The sequence below is a fragment of the Streptomyces canus genome (assembly GCF_030815415.1).
In the GTDB taxonomy this organism is placed as follows: Bacteria; Actinomycetota; Actinomycetes; order Streptomycetales; family Streptomycetaceae; genus Streptomyces; species Streptomyces canus_F.
Map to the genome: position 1 here is coordinate 7,628,351 of NZ_JAUSWW010000001.1, position 15,666 is coordinate 7,644,016.

General features: G+C 69.4%; 12 protein-coding genes. All 12 read left to right on the plus strand.

Annotation, left to right across the window (positions count from 1 at the left end; translation table 11 throughout):
• Nucleotides 1-20: 20 nt before the first annotated feature.
• The 12 genes from uvrC (at nt 21) to pgi (ending at nt 15,643) form a co-directional block, all read left to right on the plus strand.
• Nucleotides 21-2,081: an excinuclease ABC subunit UvrC gene (gene uvrC / locus QF037_RS35260; protein ID WP_307032234.1), complete on the plus strand. Its 2,061-nt coding sequence runs from the start codon at nt 21-23 to the stop codon at nt 2,079-2,081.
• Nucleotides 2,078-3,037, plus strand: a complete 960-nt coding sequence (rapZ, locus tag QF037_RS35265; RefSeq protein WP_307032236.1) for an RNase adapter RapZ — start codon at nt 2,078-2,080, stop codon at nt 3,035-3,037. Before uvrC ends, rapZ begins: the two co-directional genes overlap by 4 nt.
• Nucleotides 3,034-4,101, plus strand: a complete 1,068-nt coding sequence (locus QF037_RS35270) for a gluconeogenesis factor YvcK family protein (RefSeq protein WP_266828694.1) — start codon at nt 3,034-3,036, stop codon at nt 4,099-4,101. The genes rapZ and QF037_RS35270 overlap by 4 nt, the downstream gene beginning before the upstream one ends.
• Nucleotides 4,092-5,081 (plus strand): DNA-binding protein WhiA, encoded by a 990-nt coding sequence (gene whiA, locus QF037_RS35275; protein ID WP_307032238.1) that lies wholly within the window; start codon nt 4,092-4,094, stop codon nt 5,079-5,081. Before QF037_RS35270 ends, whiA begins: the two co-directional genes overlap by 10 nt.
• A 146-nt stretch (nt 5,082-5,227) precedes the next feature.
• Nucleotides 5,228-8,179: a M14 family metallopeptidase gene (locus QF037_RS35280; RefSeq protein WP_307032240.1), complete on the plus strand. Its 2,952-nt coding sequence runs from the start codon at nt 5,228-5,230 to the stop codon at nt 8,177-8,179.
• A gap of 228 nt (nt 8,180-8,407) precedes the next feature.
• Nucleotides 8,408-9,418: a type I glyceraldehyde-3-phosphate dehydrogenase gene (gap, locus tag QF037_RS35285; protein WP_020120076.1), complete on the plus strand. Its 1,011-nt coding sequence runs from the start codon at nt 8,408-8,410 to the stop codon at nt 9,416-9,418.
• 133 nt (nt 9,419-9,551) lie between these two features.
• Complete coding sequence (locus tag QF037_RS35290; protein ID WP_307032243.1) at nt 9,552-10,763, plus strand: phosphoglycerate kinase; 1,212 nt, start codon at nt 9,552-9,554, stop codon at nt 10,761-10,763.
• A gap of 6 nt (nt 10,764-10,769) precedes the next feature.
• Nucleotides 10,770-11,546, plus strand: a complete 777-nt coding sequence (gene tpiA, locus QF037_RS35295) for a triose-phosphate isomerase (RefSeq protein WP_266893987.1) — start codon at nt 10,770-10,772, stop codon at nt 11,544-11,546.
• 219 nt (nt 11,547-11,765) lie between these two features.
• Complete coding sequence (gene secG / locus QF037_RS35300) at nt 11,766-11,996, plus strand: preprotein translocase subunit SecG (RefSeq protein ID WP_046261782.1); 231 nt, start codon at nt 11,766-11,768, stop codon at nt 11,994-11,996.
• 200 nt (nt 11,997-12,196) lie between these two features.
• Nucleotides 12,197-12,532, plus strand: a complete 336-nt coding sequence (locus tag QF037_RS35305) for an RNA polymerase-binding protein RbpA (protein ID WP_003976875.1) — start codon at nt 12,197-12,199, stop codon at nt 12,530-12,532.
• A 137-nt stretch (nt 12,533-12,669) separates the two neighbouring features.
• Nucleotides 12,670-13,938 carry an MFS transporter gene (locus tag QF037_RS35310; protein ID WP_307032246.1) on the plus strand — a complete coding sequence of 423 codons (1,269 nt, stop codon included), beginning with the start codon at nt 12,670-12,672 and terminating at the stop codon, nt 13,936-13,938.
• 52 nt (nt 13,939-13,990) lie between these two features.
• Nucleotides 13,991-15,643, plus strand: coding sequence for a glucose-6-phosphate isomerase (gene pgi / locus QF037_RS35315; protein ID WP_307032248.1), 1,653 nt, complete (start codon nt 13,991-13,993; stop codon nt 15,641-15,643).
• Nucleotides 15,644-15,666 lie beyond the last annotated feature (23 nt).

Below are 15,666 nucleotides of genomic sequence, written 5' to 3' on the forward strand. Positions count from 1 at the left end.
CCGCCAGTAGGGTGGGAGACATGGCCGACCCCTCCAGCTACCGCCCCAGGCCGGGACAGATCCCGGACTCTCCCGGGGTCTACCGATTCCGCGACGAGCACCGCCGGGTGATCTACGTCGGAAAGGCGAAGAGCCTGCGCCAGCGCCTGGCGAACTACTTCCAGGACCTGGCGAGCCTGCACCCCCGCACCCGCACGATGGTGACCACGGCCGCGTCCGTGGAGTGGACGGTGGTGTCCACGGAGGTCGAGGCCCTGCAGCTGGAGTACTCCTGGATCAAGGAGTACGACCCCCGGTTCAACGTCAAGTACCGCGACGACAAGAGCTACCCGTACCTCGCGGTGACGATGAACGAGGAGTTCCCGCGCGTGCAGGTGATGCGCGGTCACAAGAAGAAGGGCGTCAGGTACTTCGGGCCCTACGGACACGCGTGGGCGATCCGCGACACCGTCGACCTCCTGCTGCGCGTCTTCCCCGTCCGCACCTGCTCCGCCGGCGTCTTCAAGAACGCCGCCCGCACCGGCCGCCCCTGCCTCCTCGGCTACATCGGCAAGTGCTCCGCGCCCTGCGTCGGCCGCGTCTCCGCCGACGAGCACCGCGAACTCGCCGAGGATTTCGGCGACTTCATGGCAGGCCGGACCGGGACGTATCTGCGCCGCCTGGAGAAACAGATGACGGAGGCGGCCGAGGAGATGGAGTACGAGCGGGCGGCCCGCCTGCGCGACGACATCGAGGCCCTGAAGAAGGCCATGGAGAAGAGCGCCGTCGTGCTCGCCGACGCGACCGACGCCGACCTCATCGCGGTCGCCGAGGACGAACTCGAAGCCGCCGTGCAGATCTTCCACGTCCGCGGCGGACGCGTGCGCGGCCAGCGCGGCTGGGTCACCGACAAGGTCGAGGAGATCACCACCGGCGCCCTCGTCGAGCACGCCCTCCAGCAGCTCTACGGCGAGGAGACCGGGGACTCCGTCCCCAAGGAGGTCCTCGTCCCGGCCCTGCCCGACCCCGTCGAGCCGGTCCAGGAGTGGCTCACCGGCCGCCGCGGTGCGAACGTCTCGCTGCGCATCCCGCAGCGCGGCGACAAGAAGGCGCTGATGGAGACCGTGCAGCGCAACGCCCTGCAGACCCTCGCGCTGCACAAGACCAAGCGCGCCTCCGACCTGACCACGCGCTCGCGCGCACTGGAGGAGATCGCCGGGGCCCTCGACCTGGACAGCGCGCCTCTGCGGATCGAGTGCTTCGACATCTCGCACCTCCAGGGCGACGACGTCGTGGCCTCCATGGTCGTCTTCGAGGACGGTCTGCAACGCAAGAGCGAGTACCGCCGCTTCCAGATCAAGGGCTTCGAGGGCCAGGACGACGTCCGCTCGATGCACGAGGTGATCAGCCGCCGCTTCCGGCGCTATCTCGCCGAGAAGGAGAAGACCGGCGAGTGGGTGGAGGACGGCCACGAGGACGGGCTCGCCGGTGAGTCCGGCAACGGCCTCAAGGACGACGACGGCCGCCCCAAGAAGTTCGCCTACCCGCCCCAGCTCCTCGTCGTCGACGGCGGACAGCCCCAGGTCGCCGCGGCCAAGAAGGCCCTGGACGAGCTCGGCATCGACGACATCGCCGTCTGCGGCCTCGCCAAGCGCCTGGAGGAGGTATGGCTGCCCGACGAGGACGACCCGGTGGTCCTGCCCCGCACCAGCGAGGGCCTCTATCTGCTCCAACGCGTCCGCGACGAGGCCCACCGCTTCGCGATCACCTACCAGCGCGCCAAGCGGGCCAAGCGGTTCCGGGCGAGCACCCTGGACGACGTCCCGGGCCTCGGCGAGACACGCAAGCAGGCGCTTCTCAAACATTTCGGCTCGTTGAAGAAACTTCGATCTGCCACCATCGACCAGATCTGCGAGGTCCCCGGCATAGGCCGCAAAACGGCAGAGACCATCGCCGTGGCCCTCGCCCAGGCGGCACCCGCCGCGCCCGCGGTGAACACAGCTACTGGAGAGATCATGGAAGAGGAACCCGACACCATGGGTTCCGGTGGGGAGCCCGTGACGGCGGGCACCCCGGACGAACGACGGGGGCAGGAGACATGAGTGTGAACGAGAACGAAGGCCAACAGAGCCAAGACGGAGACGGAGCACAAGTGAGCACGGGCACGACCGGCGAGCCGGCCGGACTCCCCGAGGCGGCCATCCCCGAGCTGGTGATCATCTCCGGCATGTCCGGAGCCGGCCGGTCGACCGCCGCCAAGTGTCTGGAGGACCTCGGCTGGTTCGTCGTCGACAACCTGCCGCCCGCGCTGATCCCCACCATGGTGGAGCTCGGCGCCCGTTCCCAGGGCAACGTCGCCCGGATCGCGGTCGTCGTCGACGTCCGCGGCCGCCGCTTCTTCGACAACCTGCGCGAATCCCTCGCCGACCTCGAGGCCAAGCACGTCACCCGGCGGATCGTCTTCCTGGAGTCCTCCGACGAGGCCCTGGTCCGCCGCTTCGAGTCGGTGCGCCGCCCGCATCCCCTCCAGGGCGACGGCCGCATCGTCGACGGCATCGACGCCGAGCGCGAGCTGCTGCGCGAGCTGCGCGGCGACGCCGACCTGGTCATCGACACCTCCAGCCTCAACGTCCACGAGCTGCGCGCCAAGATGGACGCCCAGTTCGCCGGCGAGGAGGAGCCCGAGCTGCGGGCCACCGTCATGTCCTTCGGCTTCAAGTACGGCCTTCCGGTCGACGCCGACCTGGTCGTGGACATGCGCTTCCTGCCCAACCCGCACTGGGTCCCGGAGCTGCGCCCCTTCACCGGCCTCAACGAGGAGGTCTCGGCGTACGTCTTCAACCAGCCCGGCGCGAAGGAGTTCATCGACCGCTACTCCGAGCTGCTCCAGCTCATCGCCGCCGGCTACCGGCGCGAGGGCAAGCGGTACGTGACGATCGCCGTCGGCTGCACCGGCGGCAAGCACCGCTCCGTCGCCACCTCCGAGAAGCTCGCCGCCCGTCTCGCCTCCCAGGGCGTGGAGACGGTGGTCGTACACCGGGACATGGGACGGGAATGACAGGACGTTCTCCGCGGCTGAGCAGGCTGCGCCGGGTCGTGCCCGAGGGACGCGCGACCCGCCCCGTGGAGGCCCGCGGCGCCAAGCCGCGCCGCCGCGGTGCCCAGCCCAAGGTCGTCGCCCTCGGCGGCGGCATGGGCCTGTCCGCCTCGCTCGCCGCGCTGCGCCGGATCACCGGCGACCTCACCGCCGTCGTCACCGTGGCCGACGACGGCGGCTCCAGCGGGCGGCTCCGCGACGAGCTGGGCGTCCTGCCGCCCGGAGATCTGCGCAAGGCGCTGGCCGCGCTGTGCGGCGACGACGACTGGGGCCAGACCTGGGCCCGTGTCATCCAGCACCGCTTCCAGTCCAAGGGCGACCTGCACGACCACGCGGTCGGCAATGTGCTGATCGTCGCCCTGTGGGAGCAGCTCGGCGACCCTGTCCAGGCCCTCGACCTGGTCGGCAGGCTGCTGGGTGCGCACGGCCGGGTGCTGCCCATGTCCGCCGTACCCCTGGAGCTCCAGGCCCTGGTCAAGGGGCATGACCCGGAGCGGCCCGAGGACGTGGACACCGTCCGGGGACAGGCGACCGTCGCCCTCACCCCCGGCGAGGTGCAGTCCGTGCACGTCGTCCCGCACGACCCGCCCGCCGTCCCCGAGGCCGTCGCCGCCGTCCTCGACGCGGACTGGGTGGTGCTCGGACCCGGATCCTGGTTCTCCTCGGTCATCCCGCATCTGCTGGTGCCCGAACTCCTGGACGCCCTCACCCAGACGAAGGCGCGCCGGGTGCTCTCGCTGAACCTCGCACCGCAGCCCGGAGAAACCGATGGCTTCTCCCCGCAGCGTCATTTGGAGGTTTTGGGACGACACGCCCCTAAACTCGCCCTGGACGTGGTGCTGGCCGACCAGGCCGCCGTGCCCGACCGCGATTCCCTGACCGATGCCGCCAAGCGGTTCGGTGCCGCGGTCGAGCTGGCGCCGGTGGCCCGGCCCGATGGGACCCCGAGGCACGACCCGGAGCTGTTGGCCGCCGCGTACGACCGTATTTTTCGGATGCATGGAAGGATCGGCCCATGGCGATGACGGCAGCGGTGAAGGATGAGATCTCCCGGCTCCCCGTCACCCGTACCTGCTGCAGAAAGGCGGAGGTCTCCGCCATTCTGCGGTTCGCCGGCGGCCTCCACCTGGTGAGCGGGCGCATCGTGATCGAGGCGGAGCTGGACACCGCGATGGCGGCCCGTCGGCTCAAGCGGGACATCCTGGAGATCTTCGGCCACAGCTCCGAGCTGATCGTGATGGCTCCGGGCGGACTGCGCCGCGGTTCGCGTTACGTGGTGCGCGTGGTCGCCGGTGGTGACCAGCTGGCCCGGCAGACCGGACTGGTCGACGGCCGGGGCCGCCCGATCCGCGGTCTGCCCCCGCAGGTCGTCTCCGGGGCCACCTGCGATGCCGAGGCCGCCTGGCGCGGGGCCTTCCTGGCGCACGGCTCACTGACCGAGCCCGGCCGTTCCTCCTCGCTGGAGGTGACCTGCCCGGGTCCGGAGGCCGCGCTCGCCCTGGTCGGCGCCGCCCGCCGGCTCTCCATCGCCGCGAAGGCCCGCGAGGTGCGCGGGGTGGACCGGGTGGTCGTCCGCGACGGCGACGCGATCGGGGCGCTGCTCACCCGCCTCGGCGCCCATGAGTCGGTGCTGGCCTGGGAGGAGCGCCGGATGCGGCGCGAGGTGCGGGCCACGGCGAACCGTCTCGCCAACTTCGACGACGCCAACCTGCGTCGCTCGGCGCGTGCGGCCGTCGCCGCCGGCGCCCGGGTCCAGCGCGCGCTGGAGATCCTCGGCGACGAGGTCCCCGAGCACCTCGCGGCCGCCGGACGCCTCCGCATGGACCACAAGCAGGCCTCCCTGGAGGAGCTCGGCGCGCTCGCCGACCCGCCGCTGACCAAGGACGCCGTCGCCGGCCGGATCCGCCGGCTGCTGGCGATGGCCGACAAGCGGGCCCAGGATCTCGGCATTCCGGGCACGGAGTCCAGCATCACCGAGGAGATGGCCGACAACTTCGCAGGCTGACTCACCGTCACCACGCCGGTGTCGATACTCCATCGGAGTGTCGGCACCGGCGTTTGCCCGTCCTTGAGGCCCCCTTGACTGGATCATGAACTGTCATGAGCCTGGCAGCTGTTCGCTGCTGTGGCGGACACACGCAAGGGGGGCACATGAGACGAAGAGCGAGACCGATCCTCGCTGTCGGCGCACTCCTCCTGGGCGGTGCGGGAATCGCACCCATCGCCCAGGCGGCGGAGAGCGCGGGCTCTCCCGATTCCGACCAGATCAAGGTCTTCCGGGCCGAGGTCACCAACCAGCAGGTACCCCTGCTGCTGGCGGCCGGGCAGGACGGCCACGAACTGAGCGAGCAGGTACCCGCCAAGGGCACCGCGACCGTCGAGGTCTACCTGACCGACCAACAGGCGGACAAGCTCGAGAAACAGGGCGTCGACCTCACCGAGCACACCCTCTCCGCCAAGGCGGAGAAGCGCGTCGAGGCGGCCGCCGACGGTGTGTACCGCCCGTACAGCGGGGCCGGGAACCTCAAGGAGGAGATCCTCCGTACCGGCCAGCAGAACCCCGGCCTCACCAAGGTCGTCTCCATCGGCAAGACGGTCAACGGCCAGGACATCCTCGCGCTCAAGCTCACCAAGAACGCGAAGAAGACCAAGGACGGCGCCAAGCCCTCCGTGCTGTACATGTCCAACCAGCACGCGCGCGAGTGGATCACGCCGGAGATGACCAGACGGCTGCTCCACCACTACGTCGACAACTACAAGTCCGACAAGCGCATCAAGAAGATCGTCGACTCGACCGAGCTGTGGTTCGTCATCTCGGCCAACCCCGACGGCTACGACTACACCTTCCAGGGCGACGACTCCCGCCTGTGGCGCAAGAACCTGCGGGACAACAACGCCGACGGCACCATCGCCATCGGCGACGGCGTCGACCTCAACCGCAACTTCTCCTACAAGTGGGGCTACGACAACGAGGGTTCGTCACCCACCCCCACCAGCGAGACCTACCGCGGCACGAGCCCGGGCTCCGAGCCCGAGACCAAGGCCATCGACGCCTTCCAGAAGCGGATCGGCTTCACGTACGGCATCAACTACCACTCCGCCGCCGAGCTCCTCCTCTACGGCGTCGGCTGGCAGGTGGCCACCGACACGCCGGACGACGTCCTCTACAAATCGCTCGCCGGAACCCCGGACAACTCCGCGATCCCCGGCTACCGGCCCCAGGTCTCCTCGGAGCTGTACACCACCAACGGCGAGGCGGACGGCCACGCGTCGAACGTCAACGGGCTGGCGATGTTCACCCCCGAGATGTCGACCTGCCAGACCGTGTCGGACCTCTACCCCGACGATCAGTGGAACGCGGTCGACTGCCAGTCGGTCTTCAACTTCCCGGACGACGAGAAGCTGATCCAGCAGGAGTTCGAGAAGAACATCCCGTTCGCGCTCTCCGTCGCCGAGTCCGCGGCCCGGCCCGACCAGCCGAAGTCCTCGCTCGGACTGAAGGCCGCCGACTTCACCCCGAAGACGTTCAGCACGTCGTACTCGCGCGGCGCGGACCAGGAAGTCTCCGTCGTCGCCCGCAAGTCCGTGCGCGACAAGGAGCTCAAGTACCGCGTCAACGGCGGCCGTGTCGAGGACATGGCGCTCAAGGCCTGGAAGGGCGGAGAGACGTTCGGCGGTGAGGACAACCTCTACTTCGACGAGTACCGCGCCAAGGTCGCCGACGGCGACCCGGGCGACAAGGTCGAGGTGTGGTTCACCGGCGAGACGCGGAGCGGAAAGCGCACCTCCAGCGAGCACTTCACGTACACCGTGGCCGCGCGGCCGCGCGCGGACGTGCTCGTGGTCGCCGAGGAGGGCGCGGCCGCCACACAGGCGCAGACCTACGTCGACGCCCTGAAGGCCAACGGCCGCAAGGCGATCGTCTGGGACGTCGCCACCCAGGGCACGCCCGACGCGCTCGGCGTGCTGGACCACTTCAAGACGGTCGTCCACTACACCGGCGCGAGCGTCCCGGGCAACGCCACCCAGCTCCAGCTGCGGGCCTTCCTCAACGAGGGCGGCAAGCTGATCGAGGCCGGCGAGCGGGCCGGCGGCAACGTCGACCTCGGCGGCGGCACCCTGTCGAACGACTTCAGCCAGTACTACCTGGGCGCCTACACCCGTACGTCCCTGCCGGGCACCACCGCCTTCCAGGGCGTCGGCAAACTCGCCGGAGCCGGCGGAGCGCTCGGCGCGGCCCCGGGCAACCCGCTCGACACGGCCGGGTCGTTCAGCGTCACCTCGGACACCCTGCCGGTCGCCACGTTCCCGCAGTTCGCGAGTGCGGGCGGCGGCACCTACCCCGGCACGGTCAACCCGTACGGCCCCTACGAAGGCGCCTCCATGGCGGCCGTCACCCACAGCGACTACGCCTGGAACCGTCTCACCCGCACCATCGACCTCACCTCGGTGACCGCCGCCCAGGCACCCACGCTCAGCACCCGGCTGCTGTGGAGCACCGAGGAGGGCTACGACCACGCCGTCCTGGAGGCCCACACGGCCGGGGCCGACGACTGGACCACGCTCCCCGACAAGAACGGCAAAACCAGCACCACCGTGCCCGCGGAGTGCGACGCCGGGTACTTCATCGCGGCCCATCCCGCACTCAAGCGGTATCTGACCCTCGGCGACGGCGGCTGCACGGCCTCCGGCACCAGCGGCCAGTGGAACAGCTTCACTGGGGCGTCGGCCGGCTGGCAGGCGGTCTCCTTCGACCTCTCCGCGTACGCCGGCAAGAGGGTCGAGGTCTCCCTCAGCTACATCACCGACCCCGGATCCGGCGGCCGCGGCGTCCTCGCCGACAACACGTCCGTGGTGATCGGCGGCAACGCCGTCGAGACCGAGGGCTTCGAGACGTCGCTCGGTGCCTGGAGCGTCCCCGGACCGCCCGCGGGCAGCCCGGCGGTCGTCAAGGACTGGGGGCGCTCCGGAGAGCTGTTCAAGACGTACGGCGCGGTCACCACGGACGACACCGTGCTGCTGGGCTTCGGCCTGGAACACGTCACCGCGGCGGCCGACCGCACGACCCTGCTCGGCAAGGCGCTCGCGGCTCTCGGAAGGTGAACACACCGGTCAACGGTGACTGACTCTCCGTAACCAATTCGAGCGACAGGGCCTTCCGGCCCGGGCGGTCCGTACCCCTACTGGCGGGTACGGACCGCCTGCCCGTGTATGCGGCATCTCGATGTCACTGCGGGAGCTTCCGGGAGGTAGGGTCGTAGGCGGTCGGGGACATCCCAAACAGAGCTCGCCGGCATCGCATAGCCGGCGTACCAACGAGGAGATCGGTTCGTGACGATCCGCGTAGGCATCAACGGCTTCGGTCGTATTGGTCGCAACTACTTCCGCGCACTGCTGGAGCAGGGTGCTGACATCGAGATCGTGGCTGTCAACGACCTGGGTGACACTGCGACCACCGCTCACCTGCTGAAGTACGACACCATCCTGGGCCGCCTCAAGGCCGAGGTCTCGCACACCGCCGACACCATCACGGTCGACGGCCACACCATCAAGGTGCTCTCCGAGCGCAACCCCGCGGACATCCCGTGGGGTGAGCTGGGCGTCGACATCGTCATCGAGTCGACCGGCATCTTCACGAAGAAGGCCGACGCCGAGAAGCACATCGCCGGTGGCGCCAAGAAGGTCCTCATCTCGGCTCCGGCCAAGGACGAGGACATCACCATCGTGATGGGCGTCAACCAGGACAAGTACGACGCGGCCAACCACCACGTCATCTCCAACGCCTCCTGCACCACCAACTGTGTGGCGCCGATGGCCAAGGTTCTGGACGAGAACTTCGGCATCGTCAAGGGCCTGATGACGACGGTCCACGCGTACACCAACGACCAGCGCATCCTGGACTTCCCGCACTCGGACCTGCGTCGCGCCCGCGCCGCCGCCGAGAACATCATCCCGACCACGACGGGTGCCGCCAAGGCCACCGCCCTGGTCCTCCCGCAGCTCAAGGGCAAGCTCGACGGCATCGCGATGCGCGTCCCGGTCCCGACCGGCTCGGCCACCGACCTGGTCGTGACGCTGCAGCGCGAGGTCACCAAGGACGAGGTCAACGCCGCGTTCAAGAAGGCCTCCGACGACGGCGACCTCAAGGGCTTCCTGACCTACACAGAGGACCCGATCGTCTCCTCGGACATCGTCGGCGACCCGTCGTCCTGCACCTTCGACTCCTCCCTGACCATGGTCCAGGAGGGCAACACGGTGAAGATCCTCGGCTGGTACGACAACGAGTGGGGCTACTCCAACCGACTTGTCGACCTCACGGTCTTCGTCGGCAACCAGCTCTGACCGACAGAGCAGGCACGTTGATGTGAGAGCAGGGCTCGGGCGGCGCAACGACGCGCCGCTCGGGCCCTGACTCACGTACAGACCAGCCCTCTTAGGATCACGAGCACCACCAGTCCTCTCGGGAGCCCTCTCAATGAAGACGATCGACGAACTTCTCGCCGAAGGCGTCGCAGGCAAGCGGGTCTTCGTCCGCGCCGACCTGAACGTGCCGCTGGACGGCACCGCGATCACCGACGACGGCCGTATCCGCGCCGTGCTGCCCACCGTCAAGGCACTGGCCGAGGCGGGCGCCCGCGTGGTCGTCGCCTCCCACCTGGGCCGCCCCAAGGGCGCCCCGGACCCGGCCTTCTCCCTCGCTCCCGCCGCCGCGCGCCTTGGTGAACTCCTCGGCGCCGATGTGGCCTTCGCGACCGACACCGTCGGCGAGTCCGCCACGGCCACCGTCGCCGGCCTCGCCGACGGCCGGGTCGCGGTCGTGGAGAACCTGCGCTTCAACGCCGGCGAGACGTCCAAGGACGACGCCGAGCGCGGCGCCTTCGCCGATCAGCTCGCCGCCCTCGCCGACGTGTACGTGGGCGACGGCTTCGGCGCGGTGCACCGCAAGCACGCCTCGGTCTTCGACCTTCCGGCCCGCCTGCCGCACTACGCCGGCTACCTCATCGCCACCGAGGTCGGCGTCCTGAAGAAGCTCACCGACGAGGTGCAGCGTCCCTACGTGGTCGCCCTCGGCGGCGCCAAGGTCTCCGACAAGCTCGCCGTCATCGACCAGCTGCTCGGCAAGGCCGACCGCATCCTCATCGGCGGCGGCATGGCGTACACCTTCCTCAAGGCCAAGGGCCACGAGGTCGGCGCGTCGCTTCTCCAGGAGGACCAGATCCCGGCCGTCCTCGAGTACATCGAGCGCGCGGAGAAGACCGGCGTCGAGCTGGTGCTGCCCGTCGACGCCGTGGTCGCTCCCGGGTTCCCGGACCTGAAGACCAAGGCTCCGGCGGGTGCCACCACCGTCGCCGCGGACGCCATCCCGGCCGACCGGATGGGCCTGGACATCGGTCCGGAGTCCAACAAGCTGTACGCCTCGAAGATCACCGACGCCGCCACCGTCTTCTGGAACGGGCCGATGGGCGTCTTCGAGCACCCCGAATTCGCCGAGGGCACCAAGGCGGTCGCCCAGGCACTCCTCGACTCCCAGGCCTTCACGGTCGTCGGCGGTGGCGACTCCGCCGCGGCCGTCCGCATCCTGGGCTTCGACGAGAACGCGTTCGGCCACATCTCGACCGGCGGCGGCGCCTCCCTCGAATACCTCGAGGGCAAGACGCTCCCCGGCCTCGCCGCACTGGAGGACTGACCCCGCATGACCACTCGCACGCCGATCATGGCGGGTAACTGGAAGATGAACCTCAACCACCTCGAGGCCATCGCGCACGTCCAGAAGCTCGCTTTCGCCCTGGCCGACAAGGACTACGAGGCCGTCGAGGTCGCCGTCCTGCCGCCCTTCACCGATCTGCGCTCCGTGCAGACCCTGGTCGACGGCGACAAGCTCAAGATCAAGTACGGCGCCCAGGACATCTCCGCGCAGGACTCCGGCGCCTACACCGGCGAGATCTCCGGTGCCATGCTCGCCAAGCTGAAGTGCACGTACGTGGCGATCGGCCACTCCGAGCGCCGCCAGTACCACGCCGAGACCGACGAGATCGTCAACGCCAAGGTCAAGGCCGCCTACAAGCACGGGCTGACCCCGATCCTGTGCGTCGGCGAGGAGCTGGACGTCCGCGAGGCGGGCAACCACGTCTCCCACACGCTCGCCCAGGTCGAGGGCGGTCTGAAGGACCTTCCGGCCGAGCAGGCCGAGTCCGTCGTGATCGCCTACGAGCCCGTGTGGGCCATCGGCACCGGCAAGGTCTGCGGCGCCGAGGACGCCCAGGAGGTCTGCGCCGCCATCCGCGGCAAGATCGCCGAGCTCTACACCCAGGAGCTGGCCGACCAGGTCCGCATCCAGTACGGCGGCTCCGTGAAGTCCGGCAATGTCGCCGAGATCATGGCGCAGGCCGACATCGACGGTGCGCTCGTGGGCGGTGCGTCGCTCGATGCCGACGAGTTCGTCAAGATCGTGCGCTTCCGCGACCAGTGAGCCGTAGGGGCGCGGCCGGTGTCGAGAGGCCGAGCGCGCGGAGGCCCGAAGGGCTGAGCACGGTCGGCCTCTCGACACCGGATCGGAGCGCCCCGGAGGCGATCCGGCAAGCGGTGAGTATGCGGTAAGCGGGATCCGTCGTACCCTTGCGGGGGCACAGCCCTGAGGCTGTGCCCCTGTCGTCCATCCAGATCCGAGGAAGTTGGTCCAGCCGTGGTTATGGGGTTCTCGATCGCCCTGATCGTCTTCAGCGGCCTGATGATGCTGCTGGTGCTCATGCACAAGGGCAAGGGCGGCGGCCTCTCCGACATGTTCGGTGGCGGTATGCAGTCCTCCGTCGGCGGCTCCTCGGTCGCCGAGCGCAACCTCGACCGGATCACCATCGTGGTCGGTCTGCTGTGGTTCGCGTGCATCATCGTGCTCGGCCTTCTGATGAAGGTGAACAACTGACCGGCACGCACATTCCGTACGTAAGGCCCCATGTTCGGTACGCGCACCTGAGCGCGGCCTATCATGGGGCTTGCGTCTAGGTGTGAGGGCTGTAACTCCAATCACTGGACGTGCGTTGGGCCTTACGTAGACTGAGGCGCTCGCAACGAAGCGAAAACGCCGACTCGCTTCGCGGCACCATCACGCAGGGAGTTACGACCGTGGCAAGTGGCAACGCGATCCGAGGAAGCCGGGTCGGGGCGGGGCCGATGGGCGAGGCCGAGCGTGGCGAGTCCGCGCCACGGCTGCGCATCTCCTTCTGGTGCTCCAACGGGCACGAGACGCAGCCCAGCTTCGCCAGCGACGCGCAGGTCCCCGAAACCTGGGACTGTCCGCGCTGCGGCTTCCCCGCCGGACAGGACCGGGACAACCCGCCGGACCCACCGCGCACCGAACCGTACAAGACGCACCTCGCGTACGTACGGGAGCGGCGCAGCGATGCGGACGGCGAGGCGATCCTCGCCGAGGCGCTCGCCAAACTGCGGGGCGAGATCTAGGAATTGACAGCCGGCCGGGCACCGAGAGGTGCCTGGCCGGAGCTGTTCTCACGTTATCCACAGGCCCACCGCGATGTCAGTGGTGACCCCTACGGTTTGGGCATGCCGCAAGGCGTGCGAACCGTGAGGGGGAAGCTGTGGTGACGGTCGAGGCTGCGGGTGTGCGGGTGCCCGCGTGGCGTGGGGGGTTCGGGCGGCTGTGGAGTGCCGCCGTGCTCTCCAGTTTCGGTGACGCGCTGCGTACGGCGGCACTGCCCCTGCTGGCCGCCACCCTGACCGACGAGCCCCTGGCCATAGCGGCGGTCACCGCCTGCGGCTATCTGCCCTGGATCGTCTTCGGGCTGCTCGGCGGAGCGGTCGCCGACCGGGTGGACCAGCGGCGCGCGATGTGGACGGTGGATGCGCTACGAGGGCTGCTGGTCGCCGGTTTCGCGGTGGCCGTGGCGCTCGGGCAGGCCTCCGTCGGGCTGCTGATCGCGCTGGCCTTCGCCCTGACCACCCTCCAGACCCTCTTCGACAACGCGTCCACCGCCCTGCTGCCCGCTCTGGTGGACGACGAGGCCCTCGGCAGTGCGAACGCCCGGCTGATGACCGGGCAGAAGATCGCCGGCGGTCTGCTCGGCGCCCCCGTCGTACCCCTGCTGCTGGTGGTCGGCGCTCCCGTGCCCTTCGTGGCCGACGCGGCGACCTTCCTGGTGGCGGCGGCGCTGGTGGCCTCCCTGCGGACCGGCGCGCCCACGCGGAAGCCGAGACCGGCGGGCAGCACCCTGCGCCGGGAGATCGCGGAGGGGCTGCGCGCCCTGGCCGGGGACCGGGCCCTGCGCGGGCTGTGCGCGGCAACCGCCCTGTGCAATGTCGGCGTGGGCGCTCTCATCGCCACCATGGTGCTGCTGGTGACCGACTGGATCGGCGCGGGACAAGCCGGGTTCGCGGCGGCGACGACCGCTTACACCGTCGGTTCCCTGGCCGGGGGAGCGCTCAACCGCCGGCTGGTCTCCCGTATGGGACAGGTGCGGGCGGTACTGCTCGCAGGCACCGTGCAGATCGGCGCGCTCGTCGTGATGGGGACGGTGCGGAGTCTGATCGCGATGGTGGCGGCGATGGCCGTCTTCGGACTGATGGGCATGGTGTGGAACGTCAACACCACGACCCTCATGCAACAGCGCAGCCCCGCCGACATGCTGGGCCGGGTCAGCTCGGCCTTCCGGACCCTGGCGGTCGCGGGAGCGCCCCTGGGCGCGCTCCTCGGCGGTGTCGTCGCCACGGTCTGGGGGCGGGGCACCCCGGCGTTGCTCGCGGCCGGCTTCTTCGTTCTCTCCGTCGCCTCGTTGACACCTGCGCTCAAGCCGGACGTACCTGTTGTCGCACCGCAGGACGGCGCCGCGACAGCTCATGTCACGCGCTGATCAATTAGGTTGGACCAGCTGGCACAGGCACGAAAGAAGGCTGAAGTCGGACATGAACGCAGACGGCCGTACGAGGCTCAACCAGACACCCGAGTGGACCGCTCTGGCCAAGCACCGCGAGGAGCTCGGCGAGGTGCGACTGCGCGAGCTGTTCGCCGCTGACCCGGGTCGCGGCGCCGGATACACGCTCCAGGTCGGGGACCTGCACGTCGACTACTCCAAGCACCTCGTCACCGAGGAGACGCTGCGGCTGCTGCGCGAACTGGCGGCCGCCACCGATGTCTTCGGCCTCCGGGACGCCATGTTCGGCGGCGAGAAGATCAACACCACCGAGGACCGGGCCGTCCTGCACACCGCGCTGCGGGCCGCCCCGGACGCGGTGGTCGAGGTCGACGGGGAGAACGTGGTCCCGGGCGTGCACGCGGTCCTCGACAAGATGGCCGGCTTCGCCGAGCGCGTCCGCTCCGGGGAGTGGAAGGGGCACACCGGCAGGCGCATCAAGAACGTCGTCAACGTCGGCATCGGCGGCTCCGACCTCGGCCCGGCGATGGCGTACGAGGTGCTGCGCAGCTTCACCGACCGCGACCTCACGGTCCGCTTCGTGTCCAACGTGGACGGCGCCGACCTGCACGAGGCGACCCGCGACCTGGACCCGGCCGAGACGCTGTTCATCATCGCCTCCAAGACCTTCACCACCATCGAGACGATCACCAACGCGACCTCGGCGCGCCAGTGGCTGCTGGACGCGCTCGGTGACGAGGCCGCCGTCGCCAAGCACTTCGTGGCGCTGTCGACGAACGCCGAGAAGGTCGGCGACTTCGGTATCGACACGGCCAACATGTTCGAGTTCTGGGACTGGGTCGGCGGACGGTACTCGTACGACTCGGCGATCGGGCTGTCCTTGATGATCGCCATCGGCCCGGACCGCTTCCGGGAGATGCTCGACGGGTTCCGGCTCGTCGACGAGCACTTCAGGACCGCGCCCGCCGAGTCCAATGTGCCGCTGCTCCTTGGCCTGTTGGGCATCTGGTACGGCAACTTCCATGACGCCCAGTCGCATGCGGTGCTGCCCTACAGCCACTACCTGTCCAAGTTCACGGCGTACCTCCAGCAGCTGGACATGGAGTCCAACGGCAAGTACGTGGGCCGGGACGGCGTTCCGGTGGAGTGGCAGACCGGGCCCGTGGTGTGGGGGACGCCGGGGACGAACGGGCAGCACGCGTACTACCAGTTGATCCACCAGGGCACGAAGCTGATCCCGGCGGACTTCATCGGCTTCGCCGAGCCCGTCGCCGAGCTGAGCGACGAACTCAAGGCGCAGCACGACCTGTTGATGGCGAACTTCTTCGCGCAGACGCAGGCCCTCGCGTTCGGCAAGACACCGGACGAGGTACGGGCCGAGGGGGTGGCCGAGGAACTCGTCGCGCACAAGACGTTCCAGGGCAACCACCCGACCACGACGATCCTCGCGCGCGAGCTGACGCCGTCGGTGCTCGGACAGCTCGTGGCGCTCTACGAGCACAAGGTGTTCGTCCAGGGAGCCGTCTGGAACATCGACTCCTTCGACCAGTGGGGCGTGGAGCTCGGCAAGGTCCTCGCCAGGCGCGTGGAGCCCGCGCTGACCGAGGGTGCGGACGTTCCGGGTCTCGACGCGTCGACCAAGGCTCTGGTGGCCAAGTACCGGGAGCTGCGCGGCCGTTCGTGACCGCAGATCGCGGAAAGCGGGCG

Bases quoted from the DNA above. Each gene is read 5' to 3' on its own strand.
- secG (WP_046261782.1), top strand. From the start codon at position 11,766: ATGGGGTTCTCGATCGCCCTGATCGTCTTCAGCGGCCTGATGATGCTG.
- QF037_RS35270 (WP_266828694.1), top strand. From the start codon at position 3,034: ATGACAGGACGTTCTCCGCGGCTGAGCAGGCTGCGCCGGGTCGTGCCC.
- QF037_RS35290 (WP_307032243.1), top strand. From the start codon at position 9,552: ATGAAGACGATCGACGAACTTCTCGCCGAAGGCGTCGCAGGCAAGCGG.
- pgi (WP_307032248.1), top strand. From the start codon at position 13,991: ATGAACGCAGACGGCCGTACGAGGCTCAACCAGACACCCGAGTGGACC.
- uvrC (WP_307032234.1), top strand. From the start codon at position 21: ATGGCCGACCCCTCCAGCTACCGCCCCAGGCCGGGACAGATCCCGGAC.
- whiA (WP_307032238.1), top strand. From the start codon at position 4,092: ATGGCGATGACGGCAGCGGTGAAGGATGAGATCTCCCGGCTCCCCGTC.
- rapZ (WP_307032236.1), top strand. From the start codon at position 2,078: ATGAGTGTGAACGAGAACGAAGGCCAACAGAGCCAAGACGGAGACGGA.
- QF037_RS35280 (WP_307032240.1), top strand. From the start codon at position 5,228: ATGAGACGAAGAGCGAGACCGATCCTCGCTGTCGGCGCACTCCTCCTG.
- tpiA (WP_266893987.1), top strand. From the start codon at position 10,770: ATGACCACTCGCACGCCGATCATGGCGGGTAACTGGAAGATGAACCTC.